We start from the raw sequence: 26,024 nt of genomic DNA, 5'->3' as shown, positions 1-26,024 counted from the left end.
ATGTCCGGCGGCAAATGAATTTTGCTTCACCTGCGCGGGGGTTGGTATGAGACGGCTGTTCTGGAGTTTGTTGGCAGTTTCGGTGACGCTGTCAATCGTGTTGTGGTTGCGGGCGCCGATGGTGCCAGAATCTCCCGAAGAGTCCGCAGCCCCGACTGAGAGCCCAGATGAAGTTTATCAGGAGGTCGATTGGGTGCAGCTCATGCCAGAGGCTGACCTGCAGGCGTTAATGACGCCGCCGGATTGGATGAACGACATCGTTGACGGCTCCGAAGAAGACGATCTGGACTTGTTGTCCTCGCCGCGTGCGGAAGACGAGCAGGAGTCGCGGTTTTTTCAGGCGTTGGCCTCAGCCGAGGTCGTGCCAGCGATGAACGGCGCGCGTATTCGTATCCCCGGCTTCATCGTGCCGCTGGCCTTTGATGATCGTCAGCGTGTGATTGAGTTCTTTCTGGTGCCGTATTTTGGCGCTTGCCTGCATTTGCCGCCGCCGCCGCCCAACCAGATCATCTATGTCAATTTCGAGCCAGGCATAGCACTGGATTCGATTTATGACCCGTTCTGGGTGAAAGGTGTGCTGGAGACCCGGCCGATGAACAATGACCTCGCCGATGCGGCTTATCGCCTGGTCGCACAATCGGTGTTGGTGTACCGGGAGCCCTGACCTGAATAGTGTTCCGGACAATTTTCGAGTGCTGAAGGGCCCCACATCATGTAAAATACGGCCTCATTGAAATTTCCAGCCATGGGGAACTGCATGTTTAGCACCAGCATGACTATCAAAGACTTCGATCCCGAGCTGTATACTGCGATAGAAGGCGAGCGCCAGCGCCAGGAAGAGCATATCGAGCTGATTGCCTCGGAGAACTACACCAGCCCACGCGTGATGGAAGCGCAGGGCAGTGTGCTGACCAACAAATATGCCGAAGGTTACCCGGGCAAGCGCTATTACGGCGGCTGCGAATTCGTTGATGATGTGGAAACGCTCGCCATCGATCGCGCAAAACAGCTGTTTGGTGCCGATTATGCCAATGTGCAGCCGCACTCGGGCTCACAGGCCAACGCCGCTGTTTACATGGCCTTGCTGAAGCCCGGCGATACCGTGCTGGGCATGAGTCTGGCGCACGGCGGTCACCTGACCCACGGTGCCAGCGTAAGTTTCTCCGGCCGTATCTACAATGCCGTGCAGTATGGCATCAAGGATGATACCGGCGAGATTGACTACGATCAGGTTGAAGCCCTGGCGCTGGAGCACAAACCGAGAATGATTGTGGCCGGGTTCTCGGCCTATTCCCGCATCATTGACTGGATGCGTTTCCGCGAGATTGCCGACAAGGTGGGTGCCTACCTGCTGGTGGACATGGCGCATATCGCCGGTCTGGTCGCAGCAGGCGTGTATCCCAGTCCGGTGAAGATTGCCGATGTCACTACCACGACTACCCACAAGACACTGGGCGGGCCGCGAGGTGGCATTATTCTGGCCAGGGCCAACCCTGATCTGGAGAAGAAGCTCAATTTCTCTGTATTCCCGGAAAGCCAGGGTGGTCCCCTGATGCACGTGATCGCTGCCAAAGCGGTGTGTTTCAAGGAGGCCATGACTAAAGAATTCAAGGAGTATCAGCAGCAGGTGGTAAAGAATGCCCAGGCCATGGCTGAAGGCTTCAAGCAGCGCGGCTTCGATATTGTGTCTAACGGTACGGATGACCATCTCTTCCTGCTCAGTCTGGTCAAACAGGACATCACCGGCAAAGACGCCGATGCGGCGCTGGGTCGGGCTTACATCACCGTCAACAAGAACGCCGTGCCCAATGATCCGCGTCCGCCGTTTGTGACCAGCGGCCTGCGCATTGGCTCCCCGGCCGTGACCCGACGTGGTTTTGGCGAGAAAGAAGTGGCTGAGCTGACCGGGTGGATGTGCGATATTCTGGACGACATCAACAACGAAGCCGTTATCGATGCGGTGCGCGAAAAAGTCAAAGCATTGTGCGCCCGCTTTCCCGTATACAAGAGCGCATAAGTAAGCGCTACAGAGACGCCTGACCATGCATTGTCCCTTTTGTGGCGCGCTGGATACCAAGGTGATTGATTCGCGTCTGGTTGCCGAAGGCGATCAGGTGCGTCGTCGCCGTGAATGCATCACCTGTGCGGAGCGCTTCACGACTTACGAAACCGCCGAGTTGGTCATGCCACGCATAATCAAGCAGAACGGCAACCGCGAGTCGTTTGACGAGCGCAAGCTTTACTCTGGTTTGATGAAGGCGCTGGAAAAGCGACCGGTCAGCATTGAGGACGTTGAATCTGCAGTGAATCGCATCAAACATTTCATTCGCGGCACTGGTGAGCGGGAAGTCCCGTCCCGGGTATTGGGTGAGCAGGTCATGCGTGAGCTGCGCCAGCTTGATGAGGTAGCGTTTGTGCGTTTTGCCTCGGTGTACCGCAGCTTCAAGGACCTGAATGAGTTCCGCGCTGAAATAGATCGCTTGTCCAACGAATAACGGCATACGATCTGTCCAACACCAACCCTCGGTTAGCCAGGCCATCGGAGACCCGTGCCCTTGACGACAGAGCAATACATGCAGCGCGCCATTGCGCTGGCGCAGTCTGTGCTGAGCGCAGGCCCCAACCCGCGCGTCGGCTGTGTCGTGGTGCGCGACGGTCAGGTGGTGGGCGAGGGCTTTCATCAGAAACCTGGTGAGCCTCACGCTGAGGCCGTCGCCTTGAGTGAGGCTGGGGATCGGGCCAGAGGTGCCACTGCGTATGTGTCGCTTGAGCCGTGCGCGCACATGGGCCGCACACCGCCCTGTTCCGACGCCCTGATCCAGGCGGGTATCGCTGAAGTTGTTTATGCCGGCAGCGACCCGAATCCACAGGTGTCGGGGCAGGGCCTGCAGCGCTTGCGTGAGGCAGGTATTCGCGTGCGCGGACCGGTGTTGGCTGATGAGGCTGATGCACTGAATCGAGGGTTCCTGAAACGCATGACGCAGGGTTTGCCCTGGGTACGGTGCAAGATGGCGATGAGTCTGGATGGCCGCACTGCCATGGCCTCCGGCGAGAGCAAATGGATAACCGGTGCCGCCGCACGGGCTGATGTGCAGCTGATGCGCGCCAGTAGTTGCGCTGTGGTGACGGGTGTCAATACGGTGTTAAGTGACAATCCGAGCCTGAATGTGCGGCCCGATCAGGTGAGTGAGGCACATGCTGCGCTGATTGGCGAGCGCCAGCCGATGCGGGTGGTGCTGGACTCTTCGCTGCGCACGCCGCCGGACTCGCGCCTGATTGACTTGCCCGGCGACATCCTGTTTTTGACCGGACAGCCGCATCCGCAACAGCGGGCTCGTTACCGGGGCTCGCGCGCCGGTATCCGCGAAATTGCGGTGCAGCCCGGCGGGCGACTCGACTTGCGGGCAGCGATGGCATGCCTGGCGCTGGATTATGAATGCAATGAAGTCATGCTGGAGGCCGGCCCCACCTTGAGCGGAGCCATGGTGCAAGCCGGACTGGTTGATGAAGTGGTGATTTATATCGGGGCTCGGTTTCTGGGCAGTGACGCTTTGCCGCTGTTTCATCTGCCCGGCATCAATCGCATGCAGGACCATATCGGGCTGGAAATTACCGGGGTGCGCCAGATCGCCGATGATTGCTGCATCACTGCCCGCCTCAGGCGCGTGTTATGACAGCCAGGAAAAGTTGATATGTTTACCGGAATTATTGAATCGATTGGCAGCGTCGAAGAGTTTAAACTGCGTGGCAGCGAGTGGCGCCTGAAAGTTCGTTGCCCGGATCTGGATTTTGCAGATGTGCAACTGGGTGACAGCATCGCGGTCAATGGTTGTTGCCTGACGGTGACACAGTTCGGCAGTGCCAGCTTCTGCGCCGATGTGTCCAATGAGAGTATCGGCCTGACCACGTTCCAGTATCTGAAAAGCGGCGCCAAAGTGAATCTGGAGAAAGCGCTGACCCCACAAACGCGACTGGGCGGCCATCTGGTCAGCGGTCACGTTGATGGTGTCGGTGAGCTGCTATCGCAGGTCAATGACGGTGGCAGCTGGCGGCTTACGTTCAAGGTGCCGGATGCGCTGGCCCGCTACATTGCCCAGAAAGGTTCGATCTGCATCGACGGCACCAGCCTGACGGTGAATACTGTAGAGGGTGCCTGCTTCGGTGTTAACATTATCCCGCATACGCAGCAGGCAACCATTATCCACACGTATAAAGTGGGTCAGCATGTGAATATTGAAGTGGACCTGATCGCGCGCTATCTGGAACGGCTGGTGCTGGGCGAGCGTGCGGCGGATGCGGGCAGCAGCACGGCCAGTGCCAGTCCGGCCGGCATTACCAAAGCCTTTCTGGCCGATCACGGTTTCGGCCACTGACCGGTCTTACATACACAGTCCTGAACACACGGTACAACACAAGTAGCGAGAACTATGAAACTCAATACGATTGAAGAGCTGGTAGAAGATATTCGCCAGGGCAAAATGGTTATTCTGATGGATGACGAGGATCGCGAAAACGAAGGCGATCTGGTCATTGCTGCGGAAAAAGTGCAGGCTGACGATATCAATTTCATGGCCAAAAATGCGCGCGGGCTGGTGTGTCTGACCTTGACCCGGCAGCGTTGCGAACAGCTGGACCTGTCATTGATGGTGAGTAAGAACAACACGCCATACAACACCAACTTCACTGTCTCGATTGAGGCAGCTGCCGGTGTCACCACGGGTATCTCGGCGGCAGACCGGGCGGTCACCATCCGCACCGCTGTCGCCCGCGATGCCAAGCCCTACGATATTGTGCAGCCAGGTCATATATTCCCGATCATGGCGCAGCCGGGCGGCGTGTTGCGTCGTGCCGGGCACACCGAAGCCGGTTGTGATCTGGCCAGGCTGGCCGGTTTCGAACCAGCCGCCGCGATCGTGGAAATAATGAATGAAGACGGCACCATGGCGCGACGGCCGGACCTTGAGGTCTTCGCTGAAAAGCACGGTCTCAAAATAGGCACCATCGTTGACCTGATTCACTACCGCATTGCCAACGAGCATACGGTGGTCCGTAAAGACAGCAACAAAATCAATACTGAATACGGTGAGTTCACTCTGCACACATTTGACGATACCATCTCCGGTGGTACGCACATGGCATTCACGCTGGGTGAGTTCACGCAGGACGATGCGGTCATGGTGCGGGTGCATATTGCCAGCACCCTGCGCGATGTCTGTGACGTTGTAGTGCCCGGACAGACCAGTTGGTCATTCAGTCGCGCGCTGGAACGTATAGCGGCTGAGGGCTGTGGTGTGGCGGTGCTGTTGTCGGGCGACGACTACGAAGAAGACATCAATGAAAGTATCAACAGTGTCCTGACTGCCAAAAAAATCATTCCGCGTCGTCATCGTCATGCCGGCAGTGATGTCACCATCGGCACCGGTTCACAAATTCTGCGTGAGCTTGGCGTGGGTAAAATGCGTTTGTTGAGTTATCCGGCGAAATACAATGCACTGACAGGTTTTGATCTGGAAGTGGTGGAGTTTGTTGAATTTGATGTGCCGGCCTGATCGACTGCCGTTGCACATTCAGGAATCTTAATCAGGGGATCAGAGCATGAGCAATATCAAAACAATCGAAGGCGATTTTCTGCCGGGTAAAGGCAACTACGCCATCGTCGCCTCGCGCTTCAACAGCTTTATCGTGGAGAAGCTGATTGATGGCGCCGTTGATACCTTGCGCCGTCACGGGGTGAAAGACAGTCAGATGACACTGGTGTGGGCGCCGGGCGCCTATGAGTTGCCGTTGCTCACTAAACAGGTGCTGGCCAAGGGTTCCTATGACGCGGTCATCGCACTGGGCGCCGTGATCCGGGGCGGCACACCGCATTTCGATTTTGTTGCCGGCGAATGTGTCAAAGGGCTTAGTCAGGTCGGCCTTGATGCCGGCGTACCAGTAGCCTTTGGCGTACTGACAGTCGACACGATAGAGCAGGCCATAGAGCGTGCCGGCACCAAGGCTGGCAACAAAGGCGCCGAGGCGGCCATGGGTGCGATTGAAATGGTCAGCGTTATCAACAAGCTGGGAGCCTGATCGCGTGATTGAGATTCCTGGCGTTAGCGGATCCCTGCCCGACGAGGCCGTGCCCCATACTGATTCGCAAGACAAGGGTGCTGCCGATGTCAAAGGCAAGAAGCTGAACGAGCGTCAAAAAGCCCGTCGCATGTTGCTGCAGGCACTGTATCAGTGGGAGATTGCGCGAGCACCTGTCAACGACATTCTGGCGGAGTTTCTGGTTTATTATCAGGGCAAGATTGATCGCGAATTTTTTAAACAGGTCTTCCCCGAAGTGGTCGCTCATGTCGCAGAGCTGGATGAGATGATGCGGCCCTGGTTGGACCGTGAAATTAAGTCACTTGACCCTATTGAATTATCGTTGCTTCGGTTGGGCCTGTATGAACTGGCGCATCGGATTGATGTGCCCTACAAGGTGGTGATTAACGAAGCCGTTGAACTGGCCAAGGTATTTGGCGCGACTGATGGACACAAATACATCAACGGCGTGCTGGACCGGGCGGCGAAACAACTGAGAGCACTGGAGCAGCGTGGCACTGGCCGAATTTGAGCTGATCAGGCAGTACTTCAATATTGATGCGCTGACCTTTGAGCGTACCGGCATTGTGCTGGGCCCCGGTGATGACTGCGCCTTGCTCGATATACCGAAAGGGTACAACCTGGCGCTGTCCGTTGACACCCTGAATGAGGGGGTGCACTTTCCGGCTGGTGCTGACGCATACCAGCTGGCGCAGCGCTGCCTGCGGGTCAACCTCAGTGACCTGGCTGCCATGGGCGCTGAACCGCTGGGCTTTACCCTGGCGCTGAGTCTGCCGGATGTGAGCGAAAGCTGGTTACAGGGTTTCAGTCAGGGCTTGTCGGCGTGCGCCGGCAACTATCGCTGCAGTCTTCTGGGGGGCGATACCACGCGGGGGCCATTGGCCATCACCATTCAGGTTCATGGTCTGGTGGCGGCAGGTCAGGCCCTGCGGCGTTCCGGTGCCAGTGTGGGTGATGCCATCTATGTCACCGGCACCCTGGGCAACGCGGCATTGGCCTTGCCATATCTGACGCACCAATCCGGCTACGAACTTGCCGACCTGAGCGCTGAGCAGCGGGGATTTTTGCAGGTGGCGTTTTATCAGCCCGAGCCACGGGTCGATGCGGGGCTTGCCCTGACCGGGCTGGCATCGGCGGCCATCGATGTCTCCGACGGGCTGGCTTCAGATCTGGGCCACATTCTGCAAGCCAGTGGCAGTGGCAGTGGCAGTGACAGTGACATGGCTGCTCTGGGTGCAATCATCGACACCGCACAGATACCTCTTGCCGCTGAATTTGCAGGTCTGGCGGCGGCGCATGACGCATTGCCGCTGGCGTTGGGCGGTGGTGATGATTACGAACTGTGCGTTACCGTGCCGCCGCAGCACGAGGCGCAGGCGCAGGCGGCAATGAAGGCGTTGAACCTCAGATTCAGCCGCATTGGTGAGGTGATCGCCGGTTCAGGTATCATGCTCAGAGATGCCAATGGTGAGTCGCAGCCAATGCGGCTAAGCGGATACCGACATTTTGGAGGCGGTGACAATGAGTGAGACGCCGAAATCAGTCTGGCGAAATCCGGTGCATTTTCTGGCCTTTGGTCTGGGCAGCGGAGCCGCGCCCAAAGCCCCCGGCACTTTTGGTACCGTCGCTGCTGTCGTGATCTACCTGCTGTTGCCACCCATGAGTGTTGCAGTTTATCTGTTATTCCTGGCGTTTACTTTTGTTGTTGGTGTCTGGTTGTGTGGCAAAACAGCAGCTGATATCGGCGTGCACGATCACGGCGGTATTGTCTGGGATGAATTTGTTGGCCTGTGGCTGACCATGTTTCTGGCACCGCCGGGTCTGCTATGGCTGGTGCTGGGATTTTTGCTGTTCCGTGTCTTTGATATTTTGAAACCCTGGCCAATCGCCTGGTGCGATAAACACGTAGAAGGTGGTCTGGGTATCATGATTGACGATGTACTTGCCGGCTTGATGGCGCTGGCATGTCTGCAGCTTATTGCTGCGTTGATTCTGTGAGAGGTTACATCAGGTGAGAGTCAAATTTGTTGCGCAGGCAACACTGCCCACTGAATGGGGGGATTTTACCATTCATGGTTTTGAGGATGTGGTAACCGGCAAGGAGCACGTTGTACTGGCCATGGGGGATCTGTCAGCCAGCCCGGTGTTGTGTCGCGTGCATTCCGAATGTCTGACCGGGGATGCACTGTTCAGTCTGCGTTGTGACTGCGGACCACAATTGCGTTATGCCATGCAGAAAATTGCAGAGGAAGGCTGCGGCATGATTCTTTATTTGCGTCAGGAAGGTCGTGGCATAGGCCTGCTCAACAAGATCCGGGCGTATTCCCTGCAGGATGAAGGCGCCGATACGGTCGAAGCCAATGAACAACTGGGTTTTGCAGCAGACGGACGTGACTATGAAGTCTGCAAACCCATGCTGGCGCATTTTGACGTGGATAAGGTTCGTCTGCTGACCAACAACCCGGTCAAGGTTGCAGCGCTGACGTCGCTGGGTATCAAGGTGACGGAGCGGGTGCCCATTGAGACCGGCCTCAACAGTCACAACGAGAGTTATCTGGCGGTAAAAGTCAGCAAGATGGGGCATCTGTTGCGGGGTTGAGTCTGGTCGCGCGAGGACAGGCTCAGGAGCGAGCCTGGTCTATATGCCCGCACATCTGACGGGCGCCCTGCAAGGCACGAATGCTATGACGTTGCACCAGATCCGGTGGGATGACATACAGGTGTTGACCGGCGACAGCGTCCAGTTGCGGCCAGCGCAGCCACTCGTCGAGCCAGTCGGGTGCCTCGGCAGATGAGCCGCTGGCGATGATGACCTGCGGATTGCGTGCCAGCACGTCCTCAAGGTTTACCTTGGGGCCGACGGGCAACCCGGCAAAGATATTCACCCCGCCACACAGTTGAATCATGTCATTAATCAGCTCCTGTCCGCCGACGCTGATCATGGGCGCATGCCATACCTGGTAGAACACGCTGACAGCTTCCTTGCCTCCGAATTCTTCACGCAATTGCCTGACGCGGGCGCTGAATTGTCGCTTGAGTTCAGTGCCCTGCGAGGGGTGTCCAGAGAGAATGCCCAGACGTTCCAGGTGCTCGCCGATGCTGTGCAGTGAATCGGGTTCGGCGACATAGACAGGAAAGCCCAGTGCCTCCAGGCGATTCAGCGCGCCACGCGGATTGCCGCTGCGCCATGCCACTATCAGGTCCGGCTGCAACGCGACAATGCGTTCCATATCCAGCGAGTCGTAACGCCCGACAACCGGCAGCGTCAGGGCGGCGGGCGGGTAGTCACTGTAGTCCATGACACCGACCAGTTGCTGGTCTGCACCCAGGCTGAACAGCAGTTCGGTCATTGAAGGTGCCAGGCTGATGATGCGCCGGGCGGGTGCATCCAGCGAGATGCGTGTGCCGTTGTCGTCAGTGACGCTGAGTGCGTTGTCAGCATTGCCGGCAGCAAAACCCGGCAGCAGCAACGCGATCATCATCAGGGCACGACTCAGGACAGGCATGGTCTTGATGAACTCCCCAGGATTAATAATCAATACCCTTTTGCACGCGGACGCCGGCATTAAACGCATGTTTGACATCGGTGACGTCACTGACAGTATCCGCCAGATCAATCAGAGCCTGGTTGGCATTACGGCCCGTGATAATAACGTGCTGATCTGTCGGCCGGTCGCTCAGGGCTTTGATCACCCTGGCTGCGTCCAGGTAACCGTAGGTCAGCATGTACGTCAACTCGTCGAGCAGCACCACCTTGATATCAGGGTTCTGCAGTAGCGTTTCTGCGTGCGCCCAGGTCGACACGGCAGCTTCGATATCCGCTTCACGATCCTGGGTTTCCCAGGTGAAACCGGTATTCATGACATGAAATTCCACCAGCGGATGTTGATTGAACAGCAGGTGTTCCCCGCATTCCCATTGTCCTTTGATAAATTGCACCACACCACAGCGCAATCCGTGGCCGACACTGCGTGCCAGCATGCCAAAGGCAGACGAGCTTTTACCTTTGCCATTGCCCGTCAGCACGACGATTAGCCCCTTGTCGATGGTTGCTGCGGCGATGCGTTGATCAACATGTTCTTTTTTGCGTTGCATGGCTTTTTTGTGCCGCGCGTTACGTTCGCTGCTGGACTCCATAAATCTTCCCGGTATTGATTCTCACGAATGCATTGAATTATTCGGCGCTGGCTTGCGGCGCACGAGCAGGTATCTTGCAGCGCGCCAGTTTGTTTTCTATGGCGTTAAGGATGCCGTCGTGATCCAGGCCCACCGAGGCAAGCATGTCGGGTACGCGGCCATGCTGCAAAAACGTATCCGGCAGGCCTATATTAAGCACAGGGATCTGGAAATCGCGCTGCACCAACAGCTCATTGACAGCAGAGCCGGCACCACCGGCAACAGCATTTTCTTCCACGGTAACGATCAATGCGTGCTGGCCAGCCAGCTCGCATATCAGGGACTCGTCCAGTGGTTTGATGAAGCGCATGTCCACCACGGTAGCATCCAGTGTTTCACCCGCCGTCAGTGCTGGCTGTACCATACTGCCAAACGCCAGAATGACCACCTTGTGGCCCTTGCGTTTGAGCCGGGCCTTGCCCAGCGCAAGCGCCTGCATGTCTGTTTCGATTGCCGCCGCCGGCCCTTTGCCGCGCGGATAGCGCACGGCCGCCGGGCCCGTGTGTTGAAACCCGGTAGTCAACATTTGCCGACATTCATTTTCGTCACTGGGCGCCATGATCACCAGATTGGGAATGCAGCGCATGAAGCTCAGGTCAAAGCTGCCTGCGTGGGTGGGGCCATCTTCGCCGACCAAACCAGCGCGGTCGATGGCAAACAGCACATTCAGATTCTGCAATGCAACATCATGAATGAACTGATCGTAAGCGCGCTGCAGGAATGTGGAGTAGATTGCGACCACCGGTTTGAGCCCGTCACAGGCCATGCCGGCAGCGAAGGTGACAGCGTGTTGTTCAGCGATGGCAACATCATAAAAACGTTCCGGGTATTGCTCGGCAAATTTGTCCATGCCGGAGCCGCCGCTCATGGCAGGGGTGATGGCGACCAGTTTGTTGTCCTGCGCGGCCATGTCAATAAGCCAGTCTCCGAACACCTTTGAATAATTCGGGCTGTCCGGACCGGCAGCCAATGGCCGTTTAGGCTTGGCTTCAATCTTGGTCAGCGCATGCATGCCAAAGGGATCGTTCTCCGATGCCTCGTAACCCTTGCCCTTCTGCGTCACGATGTGCAGCAGCTGCGGGCCACGCAGTTGCTTGATGTTTTGCAGGACTTCGATCAGGCGATGGGTATCATGACCATCGACCAGACCAATATAGTTAAAGCCAATTTCTTCGAACAAGGTGCCGGGTGACACCATTCCCTTCATGTACTCTTCGGCACGATGCGCCGCTTTCAGGGCGGGTGGGATATGAGAAAGCATCTTCTTGCTGCCCGACCGGATGAAGTTGTAGGGTTTGCTGGCCCACATGCGTGCAAAATAGCTCGATAGTCCGCCTACATTCTTGGAGATCGACATATTGTTGTCGTTCAGGATCACCAGAACATTGTCGTCCAGTTCCCCGGCATGATTCAGCGCTTCAAACGCCATGCCTGCTGTCATCGCGCCATCGCCAATCACGGCAATGATGTGACGATCCTGTGCCTGCTGGCGGGCGGCAACCATCATGCCCAGCGCGGCGCTGATCGAGGTGCTGGAGTGCCCGACGCCGAAACTGTCATACTCGCTTTCACTGCGGCAGGGGAAGGCAGCCAGTCCGTCAGGCTGACGCATGGTCAACATCTGTTCCCGGCGACCGGTAAGAATTTTGTGGGGGTAACTCTGGTGACCCACATCCCAGACCAGTTTGTCGTCCGGGGTGTCGAACACATAATGCAGGGCAATCGTCAATTCGACCACGCCCAGCCCGGCACCAAAATGACCGCCGGTCTGGCCTACCGAATACAGTAGAAACTGACGCAGCTCACGTGCCAGATCCACGAACATTTCCGGATCCAGTTGTTTCAGTTCGGCCGGTGAGTTCACCTGATCAAGTAGCGGTGTTTCCGGTCGGCTAAGAGGAATTTCATTAAGCATGGGTGTAAGCCTGAGCTTGCGCGTCGGCGCCGTGTGAGGTGCCAGCAGCCAGCAGAAAGCCGGCAGTCAGCAAAAAATTGGTAAATCGTTCCAGTAGTCGATCTGGCCCAAGTGGTCTAAGTTTATAGTCAGCTACGTTAATCCACAGCCGTGTCATGGTCAAACCTTTAATATTGGGGCTCATGGCCGCGGTGGTCAGTGTCGCCGTGATGTGATGTACCCGGCAATTGCGTCCAGCATGCGAGCCCTCGGGCCCAGAGACGACAATGCCTCAGCTGCCTCCGCGACCAGTATGCCGGCCTTCCTGCGCGCACCATCAAGGCCCAGCAGGCTCACATAGGTGGGTTTGTTGCGGGCTTCGTCAGCGCCCTGTGTCTTGCCCAGGACGGCGGTATCACTGATGACATCGAGAATATCGTCCTGCACCTGGAATGCGAGGCCGATGCAGCGCGCGTACCGGCGCAAGGCCTCAAGCGTTTGCGGCTCGGTGCATCCGGCGCTGAGTGCGCCCAGTTCCACGCTGGCGCTGATCAGTGCGCCGGTTTTCAAGCGATGCATGGTTTCCAGTTCGTCGACGTTCAACGACTTGCCTACCGCGGCCAGATCGATACCCTGGCCGGCTATCATGCCCTGGCAGCCCGCCGATTGAGCCAGCACACGCAGCATGCGCAGGCGCAATTCGCCTTTGATTTTGTCGGCGTCACCGATTATCTGAAACGCCAGCGCCTGCAGCGCATCTCCGGTGAGTATGGCGGTTGCCTCGTCGAACGCCCGGTGCAGCGTCGGTTTGCCACGTCGCAGATCATCGTTGTCCATCGCTGGCAGGTCATCATGTACCAGTGAATAACAATGCATGAATTCGATGGCACAGGCCGCCACATCGGCATCGGCAGGTGTGCTGTCGGCTACCGCATCGGCGCTGGCATACACCAGTGCGGGGCGGATGCGCTTGCCGCCCAGCAGAGTGCTGTAGCGCATGGCTTCCGTCAACCGCAGGGGCATGTATGGCAGGTTGTTCAGGTGCAAAGCCATCTGTTCAGCACAGCGCTGCTGGCAGTCCCGCAGGAAGGCCGGCAGATCGGTCTGCGATACCTGGCTCATGGTTCGGCCTCGTCTTGCCCGTTGTCATCGATAATCATGGCGGACGGTTCGCCGTCCGGATTGCTGAGAATCTGCACCTTCAGTTCCGCTGCCTGAAGTGCCTGCTGGCACTGCCGGGTGAGCTTGATGCCGGTTTCGAAGGCGCTGAGGGCTTCTTCCAGGCTCAGGTTGCCATCCTCCATGTCGCTGACCAGAGTCTCCAGCTGTGCCATTGACTCTTCAAAGCCCGGTGCCAACTGAGTTGTGTCGGTTTTTGCGGTGTTTTTGGCTGCCATGACTGCGTCCTTCATTCGGGAAGTGAATTATCCGTGGTCTGCACGCGGATGGCAATCAATGCACCCGGGTAAAGTGCCGTCCCTGCCATAACGGGATTGTCACAATTCTTCCCTATACTTGCCACCAGCAAGCTGACACGGAGGGCGACTAATGAGTCGAATACTGTACGGCGTATCGGGAGAAGGTTCCGGACATTCCTCAAGGGCAACAGAGATGGCCCGGCATCTGCAGGCATGCGGACACGAAGTCAGGGTGGTCAGTTATGATCGTGGCTACCGGAATATGAGCGCGGAGTTTGAGACCATCGAAATAGAAGGTCTTCATATCGTCTGTGAGAATAACCGGGTCAGACCGCTTAAAACCCTGTGGCACAACCTGCGTCGGGGCGGCAGGGCAGTGCAACGAATCAAGGCTTTGCTGGAACAGTTCAGGACGTTTCAGCCTGATTGCGTCATCTCTGACTTCGAGCCCACGACGGCGTGGCTGGCGACATTGCGGGGTTTGCCCCTGATCAGCCTGGATAACCAGCACCGTATGCGCTACATGAAGTTCCGTTCACCACCACGACTACTGTTGTCGCGCTGGATAACGGTGCTGCTGATTCGTTTGATGGTGCCGGCGCCGACCGTGGCGCTGGCGACAACCTATTATTACGGTGAGCGCAAGAATGAGCGCATATTTCTGTTTCCACCGATTTTGCGCCGTGAAGTCATGGCCTGCAAGCCACATGACGGTGATCATCACCTGGTTTACGTGACCAGTCATTTTGAACACCTTCTGACCCTTCTGAAATCCTTTCCCGATAAGCGGTTTGTTGTTTATGGCTGTAACCGGGACGGTGTTGATGGCAATCTGTGCTACCGCCCGTTCAGCACAGAAGGATTCCTGCGCGACCTGGAAAGCTGCCAGTCGGTGGTCGCGACCGCCGGTTTTACCCTGATCAGTGAAGCAATCTACCTGGGCAAACCCTATCTGGCGCTCCCGATGATCGGGCAGTTTGAGCAACAGCTGAACGCAATTTGTCTGGCAGAGCTGGGTTTCGGTGTCAATGTCCAGAAACCGGATCGCGCATCGATCGAAGATTTCTTTGGCCGCCTGCCAACATTAAAATCCAATGTCATGGCTTATGCCGCCGGGCATCAGCAGCAGGGTCGACGTGATGCCAACTCTGCCATCAAAAGCAAGCTGGAGAGTCTGCTGGCTGATGACCTGGCTGTTCCGGGCGCGCGTCTGTGTTGACCATCACCCGGGGGCGCAGTATTCTGCCGCCCTACCTGGGGTGGTTACATGCCGAATATACGAGAACATGACAACAGACAATCTGACACGTCAGCTGATACGGTACCTGAGACCGCACCTGAGACCGCTGCTGCGCCGGCGTCCGGCAGTACCGCGTTTGATCGCAGCGACTGGCGTATTCTGTTTGGCCTGGTTGTCACCCTGATCTGGCTGCTGATGGGTGTCCTGTACATTGCATCAAACGTGGGGTGGGGCAATTTTGGTGAGTTGCCCATTGATGAGATGGGTAATTTTCTGGAAGGCGCGTTTGCCCCGCTGGCGTTTCTTTGGCTGGTGATTGGCCTGTTTATCCAGCAAACCATTCTGGCGCAGAATAACCGTGAGCTTTATCACAGCAATGTTGTGTCGGCACGACAGGCTGAGGCGCTGGCGGCTAATGAGCGCAATGCCCGGCAGGAAACGTTTTTTAAGATAGCCGACAACACCCGGCGCCAGCTTGGCGGCATCAGCGGGTTGCTGTTGCAGTCCAGCAAGGGGCCGACTGGCGATGCCAGTATCAGCGATGCCCAGTTCATGGAAATGTGGCATCAGTTCGCCACCGGCGATTTTGAGATATTCTCGCGCCGCTTCCTGATCCTGTCGGGCCGCAGTGAAAACCTGTTGCCCCTGTTTTACGGTACGCAGATCCGCACGACCCATACTGAAAACTTTATTGTGAACTTTGACCGCTTATTGAAGCTGGCGCGCGAGTGCGACAATAACGGCATCATCACCGACGCCCAGCTGCATTCGGCGCATGGTCTGCTGAGCTCGCGCATGCGCGAGCTTCATCCGCGTATCAAATTCAGGCGTTATGAGCTTACCCGCACCAGCACCTATCTGGACCAGATCATGAAAAACAGCCAGGAAGAGGTCTGATTGGGCGCACTTGACATGCTGCCGCCGGGCGACGGCCCGGGGCATGAACTTTCCGTTTTCGAGCAGATTGCTCTGGGGCTTCAGCATCAGGGCTGGGTTGTGGTGGCAAACGCGCTGCCGTCGGGGCTGGCCGCTGATCTGTTCGCGCAGGTGAGGACAGATAGCGAGTGTCGGTTCGCACTGGCGGGTGTCGGGCGTAGCAGCGATCATGTGCTTAACCGCTTTATACGGCGCGACAGGATCAGGTGGATAGAGGGTACCGGCGAGACGGAACAGCAATGGCTGGCCTGGTGTGGCCGACTGCAGACATTTCTGAATCGGCAGTTATTTCTGGGACTGTTTTCCTTCGAATCGCACTTTGCCCATTACCAGCCGGGTGATTTCTACAAAAAGCATGTTGACGCGTTTCGCCCTGATGGCAGCGAGCGGGGTGCGCGGCGGGTCGTGTCGCTGGTGACATATCTGAACCCGGGCTGGCAACTGGCTGATGGCGGTGAACTGGTGGTCTATGATGTTGATGGCGACGCTGCGCTGCAGAAAGTCATGCCAGCGTACGGCACGGTCGTGGTGTTTCTGAGTACCGAAGTTCCGCACGAGGTGTTGCCGTCTACCCGGGACCGCTACAGTATCGCCGGCTGGTTTCGTGTCAACGGCAGTGTTGCCGATCGCCCCGACCCTCCCCGCTAGCGTTGTGACACTTGTCTTTTTGCGCTTGACAGCTAAAAACCGAAATGGTTATATCGATCGATCACAAGGGGAGGTGTATAACAATATGCTTAACGGGTTCAAAAAATTACAATTATTATCCGCTGCAGTCGCCGTAGGCTTTCTGGCCTGCTCACCGGGCGACCCACAAACTTCCACTCAACTGACGCCTGCCGCTGAAGCTCAAAGCAGCACAGCCGCTTCGTCGATCCCGCGTACGCCTGATGGCAAACCGGATCTGAATGGGATCTGGCAGGTGTTGAGCAATGCCAACAATAACCTGGAGCCGGCGCCACCAAAATCGGCCTTCGCCATGGTTCCGGGTGACTTTGTGCCGGTACCGGCACCGGAAGTGGTGGCAATGGGCGCAGTCGGCGCCGTGCCGGCCAGCCAGGGCGTGATCACCACCAATGACGGTTACATCCCTTACAAGCCCGAAGCATTGGCTCAGCGCGATGAAAACCGGGAAAACTGGCTGGCGCGTGATCCCGAGATCAAATGTTTTATGCCAGGTGTTCCGCGCGCGACCTATCTGCCGCATCCATTCCAGATATTCCAGAGCGACAGTGCGTTTTTTATAGCGTATTCGTTTGCCGGCGCAGTGCGCAATGTATATCTGGAAGATCCGGGTGAGGCGCCGATTGACTCCTGGATGGGCCAGTCCCATGGTTACTGGGAAGGTGACACATTTGTAGTTGAGGTGTCGGGCCTGATCGATCAGACCTGGTATGACCGTGCGGGTAACTATCGGTCATGGGAGTCCACCGTAACAGAGCGTTACACCATGGTGGACGAGAACGTGATTCAATACGAAGCCACGATTGAGGATCCGCAGCTCTATACCGAGCCATGGACCATCAGTATGCCGATTTATCGCAGACTTGAAGAAAATTTCGAGCTCCCCCAGTTCAAATGTGTGGAGTTTGTGGAAGAGTTGCTGTTTGGCCGTTTCCGTAAGGGCGAGCCGATAGAAAACATGACAATGCCGTTCTGAACGGCGGCACTTGATGTATTCAGGTGGTGTTAAGGCTTGACACCGGATAATGAGACCAAAGACCGGTGTCAGGCGCCAGGCAGACCCGATCCGCACTGGATTCGGGGTGTCTAGAGATGTAGAATTTTACCTAGCTTAGCTAAATGAATAGGGGTGATTAATATGAAAATGAAACTGCTTGTAGCTGCGGTAGCAGTCGTTGGTGGCATTGCTGCCATGGGCGTAAAAACGCCGGCAACCGCGCACCACGCGTTCTCTGCCGAATTTGATGCCAACCTGCCGGTGGCGCTCAGTGGTCCGATTACACGTGTGGAGTGGATTAATCCCCATTCCTGGATCCACCTGCGCCACACCAATGATGATGGCAGTGAGCAGGCCTGGATGGCTGAGGGCGGTACGCCGAACACGCTGCTGCGTCGTGGCATCAACCGCAACTCACTGGAAATTGGCACAGAAATCGTGGTGACCGGCTATCAGAGCAAAGACCGTCTGTGTTCGCCAGCGTGTCGCGCCAATGGTCGCGATATCACGTTCCCGGATGGTCGCAAACTGTTCATGGGTTCATCAGGCATCGGAGCACCGGAAGATGGTGCTGATCCAGGGCAGTAAAATCCTGGTCTGAAACCAAAAGCGCCTGCCTGAATTTGTTCAGCCAGGCGCTTTTTTTGTGTGTCCTGTTTCTGCAGTCGGGTCAGTTTTCGAATACGGGTGTGAGTGAGCGGTCAGTACTGCCGCCACCGCGGTATTCGGTGGCATTGACATAGAACCCTGATGTTTTCAGGCGCAAAGTGACGTTGTCGAAACCGCGGTTCTCCCAGAACCAGCCATGCATACCGTTGAAGGCTGCTTCATAGGTCCCCATGTCCTGAGCCGCTTCACCCTCTGCATAGCTTTCCTCGTAGTCTTCAACAGTGATGTTTTCCGCATGCAGGTCAAAGTACAGCTCGCCATCAGCGCGCCAGCTGTAGACCAGGCCATTGCCCTGGTCCATCAGGTACTTGTATTCCAGTGACTGAAACGGCTCCAGAATAAATTCGACTTCATCTGTTTTGTGAACTTCCAGCTGTGTGTTGAGGGCATCGGCCGTGGTTTCCGCTACACCGCTGAGCCCCAGCAGGCGCCCGGTACCCAGAGGGTCCCGACCGAATTCAGCGGGCAGAATGATGGCCACGAATATGGCGATTGCCGCGATAAATGCTGCGCTGATGGCAACTGCCAGATGACGGTTCGTCTGTTTTTGTTCCATGATTAGAATCTCCTGCGAATTGTTTTCGGGATCAACCGGCAAGCTGCCAGGCGGTCAACTGGTAAATCAGCAGGACAAAACCTGCGCACATCAAGGCTGCGTTGCTGACAAAGGCCGTTCTGTCGAAACCCGGATGTTGGCGCCAGAGGCTGAAGGCAGCAATAATCAGCGAAAGGCCGATGATCTGTCCGATTTCCACGCCAATGTTGAAACTGATGAGATTGACAATCAGGCCGTCGGGATTCAGTTCAAGTTCTTGCAGGCTGGTGGCCAGACCAAAGCCATGGAACAGGCCGAATACCAGCACTGCCAGACGTGTGTCCGGATGCCAGCGCCCCAGTCTTTGCAGTGCGCCCATGTTCTCGAGTGCTTTGTAAACCACGGACAATGCGATGATGGCGTCAATCAGGTAGGCGTTGGCCTGAATATTGGCCAGCACGCCAACGATCAGGGTGATACTGTGGCCAATCGCGAACAGAGTAACGTACTGGACGATCTGGCCAGGGCGTGACAGAAAGAATACAACACCGGCGAGAAACAGCAGGTGATCGTAGCCGGTCACCATGTGCTTGGCGCCGAGATAGATGAACGGCACCACGGCCGCACCGGCATTGCCGGCGACAAAGGCGGCATCGCCGTCAGCGATATTGTGTGCCTGCGCACCAGCCAGCAGCGTTGCCGATACCAGCGCAGTCAACAGCAACAGGATGTGTTTAATGGGGCGTTCGCTAACCATCAGTCAGCGAGACTGCCGGGCGCAAAGCGCGACAGGATCTCCGGGTTAAACGCCTGATGGCAGGCAGTACAGACGCTGTAAAGCTGGGCACCAGCCTGGAACAGGGCTTCCTCGTCCTGCTCTCTGGCGGCCTGCATGGCGGTCAGGGCAACGGTGCTCATGGCTTGGGAATAGGTCATCCACTCGCTCTGTGGCAGCGCGCGGCCGGGCAGCATCATGGCGTTGCCCGCCTCGACAATCATGGCAGCCTGATTTTCAACACGTTGCCAGCCTTCGTCATCAGTGGGATACAACTCGTAGTAACCGTCCACTTCGTCCAGCACCCAGCCTGCCGAACGCCAAAGGGCATCAGCTGAGGGCTCCAATACCCGATTCATGAAGTCGGTCATGTTCAGCGTCAGGTTGTACTCAGGTCCGCTGCTGACCTCAGGGGGTTCTACGGCGGATTCACCGCAGGCGGCGATCAGGGCGGTGCTGAGCAACAGGCAGGGTTTCAGGTGTCTGGAGAATGTCATACAGTTTCCCATGATAGGCCATGCCGCGTTTGAAGGGTATTGTGTCCAACCCGGGCCGACTACAATTTAATCGTTCATGATAAGCCCGTACAGTATCGCATATCAACACACGGGTTCGTTGTTGCTGCGCGGCATTTTGCCTCATACCCGTGGGCTTCTGGCGATAGGCGGGGGCTATACACGAGCGGCAGCAGTTCTTGATTCCTGGGCACAGGTGGTTTAGTTTGAAGCCTGTTCCTTAAACAATAATGACAGGGGAATCGGGACCATGACTCATCCTGAACTATCCGGGGGCGCAGGCGGACTCGCCGCGTTATCAACATCAACCGGGCGCCGCCTGCTGGCACCTATGTTGGGTCTGACAGCTTTGCTGGTGTGCTTGCCCGGCTATTCGGCGGAAGAGGCGTACGAGCCTCCGCGCACACCGGGGGGCAAACCGGATTTTCAGGGCCTGTGGACCAACGCGTCGATTACTACCCTGCAGCGCAACGACCGTTATGACAAGCTGGTGCTGGATCCCGATGAGGTAGCCGCTGTCACCGCGGCGCATCCGCAAAATGTCAGGCAGGCAACTGACGACAATCTGCAGGCAGGTGAGCTGCTGGATGGCTCGGATCTGGGCATGGGGCGTGGTTACAATGCGTTCTGGATTGATCCGGGTAGCAGTTTTGGTGTGGTCAAAGGTGAGCACCGCACATCCTGGATTACTGAACCGGCAGACGGCCGCATTCCTTACTCCGAAGAAGGACAGCAATTGCGTCGCGAGTTTCGCGCCCATTTCAGCAGCAACGATGGCCCCGAGGGCCGCTCGCTGGGAGAACGCTGCCTGATAGGGTTTGGCGGCACCGGCGGTCCTCCCATGCTGAATGTGCTGTATAACAACAACTACCAGTTTGTGCAGACCGACGACTACCTGATGATACTGGTTGAGATGAACCAGGATGCACGCATCATTCCCATCAATGGCGAGCATCGCCCTGCCGAGCTGCAGCAGTGGCTCGGCGACTCTGTTGGCTGGTGGGAAGGTGACACGCTGGTTGTCGAAACCCGTCATCTGCATCCGCAACAGGCCGGTGGTGCCCAGGTCAACCTGTCTGATGAGGGGCGGGTTATCGAGCGTTTTACCCGCTACTCCGACGATCAGATTCTGTATGAGTTTGAAGTCGAGGATCCGGTGTACTACACCCAGGTCTGGCGCGGTGAAATGAGCTTCAATACCAGCGATGCGCGCCTTTACGAATATGCCTGTCATGAAGGTAACTATGGCCTGCCGGGGATTCTGGCGGGTGCGCGACGGGCAGAGGCAGATGCCGGGCAGTAACTGATTTGCAGTGAGGTGAATATATAAATTGCAAATCTAAATGAGAGCAATTATCATTATCCCGGTTTTCAGACATTTCTGTTCCGGGAGGTTGGTATGTTGTTTGGATTGCAAAATCGTGTTGGCACGTCACGATCAATTAAAAAAGCCTGTTTGTCCTCGTTGGCGGCACTGAGCGTGCTGGCAGCGGGTGTTGTCAGCGCTGCCGAGGTCAACGTGTACTCAGCTCGCCAGGAAAATCTGATCAAGCCCATCCTTGATCGCTTCTCTGAGCAGACCGGCATTACCGTCAACCTGATCACCGGCGGCGCCGACGAATTGATTACCAGGATGGACCTGGAAGGCGCCAACTCACCCGCAGATATTCTGCTGACTGTGGATGTCGGCCGCTTGCATCGGGCCGAGGAAATGGGCCTGTTGCAACCTGTCGAGTCAGCGGTTTTGAACTCGCAGATTCCGGAACAGTATCGTGATGCGGAAAATCACTGGTTCAGCGTCTCCCTGCGCTCACGTGTCATTGTGTATGACAGGGAACGGGTAGATCCGGCACAGCTGTCGACCTACGAAGATCTGGCTGACCCGAAGTGGGCAGGCAAGATCTGCATTCGTTCATCATCCAACATTTATAACCAGTCACTGACGGCTTCTCTGGTCAGCCATCATGGCGCAGAGGCCACTGAAGAGTGGGCGCGCGGCCTGGTTGCAAATATGGCACGTGATCCTCAGGGCGGTGACCGTGATCAGATTGCCGCCGTTGCCATTGGTCAGTGTGAACTCGCCGTGGTCAACACCTACTACCTGGCAGGGATGCTGAATGCTACCTCCGACGATCAGGTGGAGCAGGCGCAGGCAGTGGCCGTGTTCTGGCCCAACCAGGATGGCCGTGGCGCGCACATCAATGTCAGTGGCGCAGGGGTCAGCGAGCATGCGCCCAACCGTGCAGAGGCCATTCAATTGCTGGAGTACATGGTGAGTGATGATGCACAGACCTGGTACGCCGAAGCCAATAACGAATATCCGGTGCGTGCCGATATTCCGGTCAGTGCCACGCTGGAATCCTGGGGCGAATTCAAGGCCGACCCGCTTGCGCTGGATCAGCTTGGTATCCATAATGCCGAGGCCGTGCGTGTAATGGACAGAGCCGGCTGGAGATAAACTGGGGTATGGCAGCGCTTTGACCGGATCGTTTACGCTAAAGACAGCCATGGTAAAACACGGGGCAATAATTGCGATTATTGCCCTTTGTTTATTGCTCAGCGTTCCGGTACTGACGGTGTTCTCATCCATCGGCTCAGGCAGCGATGGTGTCTGGGCGCACCTGGCAGATACCCTGTTGTGGGATTACATTGCTCAGTCGTTGATGCTGATGACGGGGGTAGGGCTGTTGGTGCTGGTGCTTGGGGTAGCACCCGCATGGCTGGTTACCATGAACCGGTTTCCGGGCAGTCGTCTGCTGGAGTGGGCACTGGTACTGCCCCTGGCGATGCCTGCGTATATCATTGCCTATACCTACACCGGCATGCTCGACGTCACCGGCCCGGTGCAGGGGTTTATCCGCGAAACGTTCGACCTGCGCTTTGGCGACTACTGGTTTCCGCAGATCCGTTCCCTGGGGGGCGCAGTCACCATGTTGTCGTTGGTGCTGTACCCTTACGTCTACCTGCTTTCCCGCATGGCTTTTCTTGAACAGTCGGTATGCGTGCTGGAAGTGTCCCGCACGCTGGGCGCAGGACCGTGGCGCGCATTTACCCGTGTTGCGGTGCCGCTGGCGCGTCCGGCCATCATAGCGGGTCTGGCACTGGTGTTGATGGAGACGCTGGCTGACTACGGTACCGTGCAGTACTTCGGCATATCCACCTTCACCACCGGCATATTCCGCACCTGGTTTGGCATGGGCAGCAGCACGGCCGCGGCGCAGCTGTCGGCGGTACTGATGTTGTTCATTCTGGCGCTGGTACTGACCGAACAATGGTCGCGTAATCGGGCGCGCTACCACCACACCAGCACCAAATATTCACGGCTGCCGCAAATCCAATTGCATGGCTGGCGCAAATGGCTGGCATTGACCTTTTGTGCGGCCCCGGTAGCGCTGGGGTTTCTCATCCCTTTCCTGCAGCTGGCGTACTGGGCCTGGGACACGCGGCACCTGGTCGATTTCAGTGCGTTTGGCACGCTTCTGTTCAACAGTCTGCGGCTGGCCCTGACAGCAGCTGTGATCGCGCTGGTGCTGGGTCTGTTCATCAGTTACGCCAAACGCCTGCAACCCATGATGCTGATGCGCGGCAGCGTGCGTGTGCTCAGTCTGGGTTATGCCATACCGGGTACGGTTATTGCTGTGGGTGTGCTGATTCCTTTCGCCTGGGTGGATAACTCGATTGATGCCTGGATGCAGGCGCGGTTTGATATCTCCACTGGACTGATTTTCAGTGGCACCCTGGTCGCGGTGGTGTTTGCCTATATCGTGCGCTTTCTGCCGGTGGCAATGAACACGGTGGACGCGGGGCTGAGTAAAATCAGGCCCAGCATGGACGATGCCGGGCGTTCAATGGGCATGGGCTCCTGGCAGATTCTGCGCCGTATTCATATTCCCATGTTGCGCGGCAGTCTGTTGACAGCAAGCCTGTTGGTTTTTGTTGATGTATTAAAAGAGCTACCTGCTACCTTGATACTGCGACCATTCAATTTCAATACACTGGCCATTCGTACCTATGAGCTGGCAAATCAGGAGCGTCTGACAGAAGCTGCGGCATCTGCGCTGATGATTGTTCTGGCCGGCATTATTCCTGTTATCATCATCAGTCTATCGATTTCTGGATCCAGGCCCGGTCATGACGTACGCACTTGAATTGAACAATGTTTCGGTGGCACTGGAGAAAACGCCCATCGTTCAACATATTGACCTGCGCCTGAATGAAGGTGATATCGGTTGTCTGCTCGGCCCCAGTGGCTGCGGCAAGACTACCCTGTTGCGGGCAATTGCGGGCTTTGAAGCGGTGACCAGCGGTCACGTCAGTGTGGCCGGTCAACTGGTGAGTGAGCCCGGGTTTCAACTGCCAGTGGAAAAGCGTCAGGTAGGCATGGTGTTTCAGGACTATGCACTGTTCCCGCATCTGACCGTGAAAGAAAATATTGCCTTTGGTCTGAGACATGTTAACGCCGCGGAACGTGAGCGCCGCATCAATGCGCTTGCCGATATGCTGCACATCGGTGATTTGTTACTGGCCTTTCCGCATCGTCTGTCCGGCGGTCAGCAGCAACGGGTTGCGATTGCGCGCGCGATGGCGCCCAAACCAACAATTCTGCTGCTGGATGAACCCTTCGCCAGTCTGGATGTGGAGTTGCGCGAAGATATCGCCCGCGAGATTCGCGAGGTGCTCAAGCAGGATGGCATCACTTCGATACTGGTCAGCCACAACCAGCTTGAAGCCTTCGCCATGGCTGACGAGATTGGCGTTATGCGCGCCGGACAACTGTTGCAATGGAGCACCGCGTTTGCGCTTTACCATGAGCCGGCAACGGCCTACGTGGCCGACTTTGTTGGTGAGGGTGTGTTTCTGCCTGGCACCGTTGTCGATGATGTTTCAGTGAGCACCGAGTTGGGTGTGCTGCATTCTGATCAGGCTCTTGGTCATGAGGTAGGCGCGCTGGTGTCGGTATTGATCAGGCCCGATGATGTGATTCACGACGACGATAGTCCGGCCACTGCCAAAGTGCTGGCGAAGGCGTTCCGCGGCGCAGAATTCATGTACACGCTGGCGCTGGCCAGCGGTGCTCAGGTACAGAGCCTGGTACCGAGCCATCATGTGCATGCCAAGGGTATGCAGATAGGTATCCGTGTGGAAATGGATCACCTGGTGGTGTTTCCGCTGGAAGCAGAAGCCAGCGTTTAGCTCTTGGTCTGATCTACCAGGAAGTGCTCCAGACTTTCGCCTGTCAGCCGTTTGATCTGGGAGAACACAAACCAGATTGCGATCAATAGCACAATCATACTGGGCAGGGCGATCACCGGATAGCTCAGTGCCGTCATGCGCCCAAGCTCTTCATTGAACGCTGTGGTACCCGGTGGGCTCACCAGAATGATGCGCGCCAGGATGTAATTGAGCGCGGATGACAATCCGAACGACCCGGCAATAATCAGTGACGCCTGCGACAGTCGGCGTTCGAATACGGCGGTATTGCCTTTGGCTGCCAGCGCCGAGTACAGCGCGTCAACACGAATCATCTGGGCGTTGAGTATTAGCGTCTTGACCAGCGGAAAGCGGGTGCGTTGACTGATCAGCACGGCCAGGCCGATGACGGCAGGGATGGCCGCTTCCTTGATGGCAATGTACTGCGGATCCAGCTCCAGCAGACTGATGCCACCGGTCAGGAAAACACTGACCACGCCCAGCACCGAGAAGGGGTTGATTTTGCCTGATTCGCGCAGATCCCAGAGGCCGTAACCAATCGGGAAGGCCAGCGCGATGACAATGCCCCAGGTTGGCCCCAGGCTGTCATCGCCGCTGAACCGGCTTAAGATAATGACGGGGATCAGGATGTTAAAGGCAAGATTTCCGAGAAAGCCGCCGCGAGGTTTCCCGGTTTTGTCTGTCGGAGGCGGTGTGTTGGCAGAGGAGCTGTCGGTCATGAATCCGGATACCTGTTATTAACCCTGCAAATTAACCCTGTAGATTTACAAAGCGGCGTATATAAAGCATGACGCCGCAGTATACGGAAATCCTCGCAATGAATCTAAAAAAAATGCCCCGGCGCGTGACGTCGGGGCATTCTGCAACACCGTCATGACAGC

At 56.8% G+C, this 26,024-nt stretch carries 29 protein-coding genes; 20 read left to right on the top strand and 9 right to left on the bottom strand.

Annotated features, from left to right (window positions below; translation table 11 throughout):
* The first annotated feature begins 46 nt into the window (after positions 1–46).
* From WD071_RS05580 to ribA, 11 genes are all read left to right on the top strand, one after another.
* Positions 47–664: a DUF3299 domain-containing protein gene (locus WD071_RS05580; protein ID WP_368047359.1), complete on the top strand. Its 618-nt coding sequence runs from the start codon at positions 47–49 to the stop codon at positions 662–664.
* Positions 665–757: 93 nt separating this feature from the next.
* A complete protein-coding gene (gene glyA / locus WD071_RS05575; RefSeq protein WP_368047358.1) occupies positions 758–2,017 on the top strand; it encodes a serine hydroxymethyltransferase in 1,260 nt (419 codons plus the stop codon).
* Between the two features lie 25 nt (positions 2,018–2,042).
* Positions 2,043–2,495 carry a transcriptional regulator NrdR gene (gene nrdR / locus WD071_RS05570; RefSeq protein WP_368047357.1) on the top strand — a complete coding sequence of 151 codons (453 nt, stop codon included), beginning with the start codon at positions 2,043–2,045 and terminating at the stop codon, positions 2,493–2,495.
* Positions 2,496–2,573: 78 nt separating this feature from the next.
* Positions 2,574–3,674 (top strand): bifunctional diaminohydroxyphosphoribosylaminopyrimidine deaminase/5-amino-6-(5-phosphoribosylamino)uracil reductase RibD, encoded by a 1,101-nt coding sequence (gene ribD, locus WD071_RS05565; protein WP_368047448.1) that lies wholly within the window; start codon positions 2,574–2,576, stop codon positions 3,672–3,674.
* 18 nt (positions 3,675–3,692) lie between these two features.
* A complete protein-coding gene (locus WD071_RS05560) occupies positions 3,693–4,373 on the top strand; it encodes a riboflavin synthase (RefSeq protein WP_368047356.1) in 681 nt (226 codons plus the stop codon).
* Between the two features lie 54 nt (positions 4,374–4,427).
* Positions 4,428–5,549, top strand: a complete 1,122-nt coding sequence (gene ribBA / locus WD071_RS05555) for a bifunctional 3,4-dihydroxy-2-butanone-4-phosphate synthase/GTP cyclohydrolase II (protein WP_368047355.1) — start codon at positions 4,428–4,430, stop codon at positions 5,547–5,549.
* A gap of 46 nt (positions 5,550–5,595) precedes the next feature.
* Entirely contained in the window at positions 5,596–6,072 is a 477-nt protein-coding gene (gene ribE / locus WD071_RS05550; protein WP_368047354.1) for a 6,7-dimethyl-8-ribityllumazine synthase, read from the top strand.
* Between the two features lie 103 nt (positions 6,073–6,175).
* Complete coding sequence (gene nusB, locus WD071_RS05545; protein WP_368047447.1) at positions 6,176–6,604, top strand: transcription antitermination factor NusB; 429 nt, start codon at positions 6,176–6,178, stop codon at positions 6,602–6,604.
* Positions 6,585–7,622 (top strand): thiamine-phosphate kinase, encoded by a 1,038-nt coding sequence (gene thiL, locus WD071_RS05540; protein WP_368047353.1) that lies wholly within the window; start codon positions 6,585–6,587, stop codon positions 7,620–7,622. The genes nusB and thiL overlap by 20 nt, the downstream gene beginning before the upstream one ends.
* Entirely contained in the window at positions 7,615–8,091 is a 477-nt protein-coding gene (locus WD071_RS05535; RefSeq protein WP_368047352.1) for a phosphatidylglycerophosphatase A, read from the top strand. The genes thiL and WD071_RS05535 overlap by 8 nt, the downstream gene beginning before the upstream one ends.
* 13 nt (positions 8,092–8,104) lie before the next feature.
* The gene (ribA, locus tag WD071_RS05530) at positions 8,105–8,692 is read left to right on the top strand and encodes a GTP cyclohydrolase II (RefSeq protein ID WP_368047351.1); all 588 of its coding nucleotides are present in this window, start codon (positions 8,105–8,107) and stop codon (positions 8,690–8,692) included.
* Positions 8,693–8,714: 22 nt separating this feature from the next.
* Here ribA and WD071_RS05525 read toward each other — a convergent pair whose 3' ends face one another.
* From WD071_RS05525 to WD071_RS05505, 5 genes are all read right to left on the bottom strand, one after another.
* Positions 8,715–9,599: a cobalamin-binding protein gene (locus tag WD071_RS05525; RefSeq protein WP_368047350.1), complete on the bottom strand. Its 885-nt coding sequence runs from the start codon at positions 9,597–9,599 to the stop codon at positions 8,715–8,717.
* 22 nt (positions 9,600–9,621) lie between these two features.
* Complete coding sequence (cobO, locus tag WD071_RS05520) at positions 9,622–10,230, bottom strand: cob(I)yrinic acid a,c-diamide adenosyltransferase (RefSeq protein ID WP_368047349.1); 609 nt, start codon at positions 10,228–10,230, stop codon at positions 9,622–9,624.
* 37 nt (positions 10,231–10,267) lie between these two features.
* Complete coding sequence (gene dxs / locus WD071_RS05515; RefSeq protein WP_368047348.1) at positions 10,268–12,184, bottom strand: 1-deoxy-D-xylulose-5-phosphate synthase; 1,917 nt, start codon at positions 12,182–12,184, stop codon at positions 10,268–10,270.
* A gap of 195 nt (positions 12,185–12,379) precedes the next feature.
* Entirely contained in the window at positions 12,380–13,285 is a 906-nt protein-coding gene (locus WD071_RS05510) for a polyprenyl synthetase family protein (protein ID WP_368047347.1), read from the bottom strand.
* Positions 13,282–13,560, bottom strand: a complete 279-nt coding sequence (locus WD071_RS05505; RefSeq protein ID WP_368047346.1) for an exodeoxyribonuclease VII small subunit — start codon at positions 13,558–13,560, stop codon at positions 13,282–13,284. Before WD071_RS05505 ends, WD071_RS05510 begins: the two co-directional genes overlap by 4 nt.
* A 151-nt stretch (positions 13,561–13,711) precedes the next feature.
* On the opposite strand from WD071_RS05505, the gene WD071_RS05500 reads away from it, so the two are divergent.
* The 5 genes from WD071_RS05500 to WD071_RS05480 all read left to right on the top strand — a co-directional run bounded on the left by WD071_RS05500 (position 13,712) and on the right by WD071_RS05480 (position 18,026).
* Entirely contained in the window at positions 13,712–14,800 is a 1,089-nt protein-coding gene (locus WD071_RS05500; RefSeq protein ID WP_368047345.1) for an MJ1255/VC2487 family glycosyltransferase, read from the top strand.
* Positions 14,801–14,848: 48 nt separating this feature from the next.
* Positions 14,849–15,718: a hypothetical protein gene (locus tag WD071_RS05495; RefSeq protein WP_368047344.1), complete on the top strand. Its 870-nt coding sequence runs from the start codon at positions 14,849–14,851 to the stop codon at positions 15,716–15,718.
* On the top strand, positions 15,719–16,405 hold the full coding sequence (locus WD071_RS05490; protein WP_368047343.1) for a 2OG-Fe(II) oxygenase: 687 nt from the start codon (positions 15,719–15,721) through the stop codon (positions 16,403–16,405).
* A gap of 85 nt (positions 16,406–16,490) precedes the next feature.
* Positions 16,491–17,417 carry a hypothetical protein gene (locus tag WD071_RS05485; protein WP_368047342.1) on the top strand — a complete coding sequence of 309 codons (927 nt, stop codon included), beginning with the start codon at positions 16,491–16,493 and terminating at the stop codon, positions 17,415–17,417.
* A gap of 162 nt (positions 17,418–17,579) precedes the next feature.
* On the top strand, positions 17,580–18,026 hold the full coding sequence (locus WD071_RS05480) for a DUF6152 family protein (protein ID WP_368047341.1): 447 nt from the start codon (positions 17,580–17,582) through the stop codon (positions 18,024–18,026).
* An 82-nt stretch (positions 18,027–18,108) separates the two neighbouring features.
* On the opposite strand, the gene WD071_RS05475 is transcribed toward WD071_RS05480, so the two are convergent.
* From WD071_RS05475 to WD071_RS05465, 3 genes are read right to left on the bottom strand one after another with little or no spacing between them, the layout of a single operon-like run.
* Positions 18,109–18,663, bottom strand: a complete 555-nt coding sequence (locus WD071_RS05475; protein ID WP_368047340.1) for a hypothetical protein — start codon at positions 18,661–18,663, stop codon at positions 18,109–18,111.
* A 31-nt stretch (positions 18,664–18,694) separates the two neighbouring features.
* Positions 18,695–19,399, bottom strand: coding sequence for a HupE/UreJ family protein (locus WD071_RS05470; RefSeq protein WP_368047339.1), 705 nt, complete (start codon positions 19,397–19,399; stop codon positions 18,695–18,697).
* Positions 19,399–19,914, bottom strand: a complete 516-nt coding sequence (locus WD071_RS05465; RefSeq protein ID WP_368047338.1) for a hypothetical protein — start codon at positions 19,912–19,914, stop codon at positions 19,399–19,401. The genes WD071_RS05470 and WD071_RS05465 overlap by 1 nt, the downstream gene beginning before the upstream one ends.
* Before the next feature lie 268 nt (positions 19,915–20,182).
* On the opposite strand from WD071_RS05465, the gene WD071_RS05460 reads away from it, so the two are divergent.
* The 4 genes from WD071_RS05460 to WD071_RS05445 all read left to right on the top strand — a co-directional run bounded on the left by WD071_RS05460 (position 20,183) and on the right by WD071_RS05445 (position 25,125).
* Positions 20,183–21,235: a hypothetical protein gene (locus tag WD071_RS05460; protein WP_368047337.1), complete on the top strand. Its 1,053-nt coding sequence runs from the start codon at positions 20,183–20,185 to the stop codon at positions 21,233–21,235.
* Positions 21,236–21,331: 96 nt separating this feature from the next.
* Positions 21,332–22,390, top strand: a complete 1,059-nt coding sequence (locus tag WD071_RS05455) for a Fe(3+) ABC transporter substrate-binding protein (RefSeq protein WP_368047336.1) — start codon at positions 21,332–21,334, stop codon at positions 22,388–22,390.
* 19 nt (positions 22,391–22,409) lie between these two features.
* A complete protein-coding gene (locus tag WD071_RS05450; protein WP_368047335.1) occupies positions 22,410–24,080 on the top strand; it encodes an ABC transporter permease in 1,671 nt (556 codons plus the stop codon).
* A complete protein-coding gene (locus tag WD071_RS05445; RefSeq protein ID WP_368047334.1) occupies positions 24,064–25,125 on the top strand; it encodes an ABC transporter ATP-binding protein in 1,062 nt (353 codons plus the stop codon). The genes WD071_RS05450 and WD071_RS05445 overlap by 17 nt, the downstream gene beginning before the upstream one ends.
* On the opposite strand, the gene WD071_RS05440 is transcribed toward WD071_RS05445, so the two are convergent.
* Positions 25,122–25,862 carry a VC0807 family protein gene (locus WD071_RS05440; protein WP_368047333.1) on the bottom strand — a complete coding sequence of 247 codons (741 nt, stop codon included), beginning with the start codon at positions 25,860–25,862 and terminating at the stop codon, positions 25,122–25,124. The two genes, WD071_RS05445 and WD071_RS05440, sit on opposite strands and share 4 nt — an antisense overlap.
* Between the last annotated feature and the right edge of the window lie 162 nt (positions 25,863–26,024).

Source organism: Pseudohongiella sp., from assembly GCF_040877505.1.
Taxonomy (GTDB): domain Bacteria; phylum Pseudomonadota; class Gammaproteobacteria; order Pseudomonadales; family Pseudohongiellaceae; genus Pseudohongiella.
The sequence above is the reverse complement of the archived record's forward strand: the minus strand, read 5'-3'. Positions and strand labels throughout refer to the sequence as shown.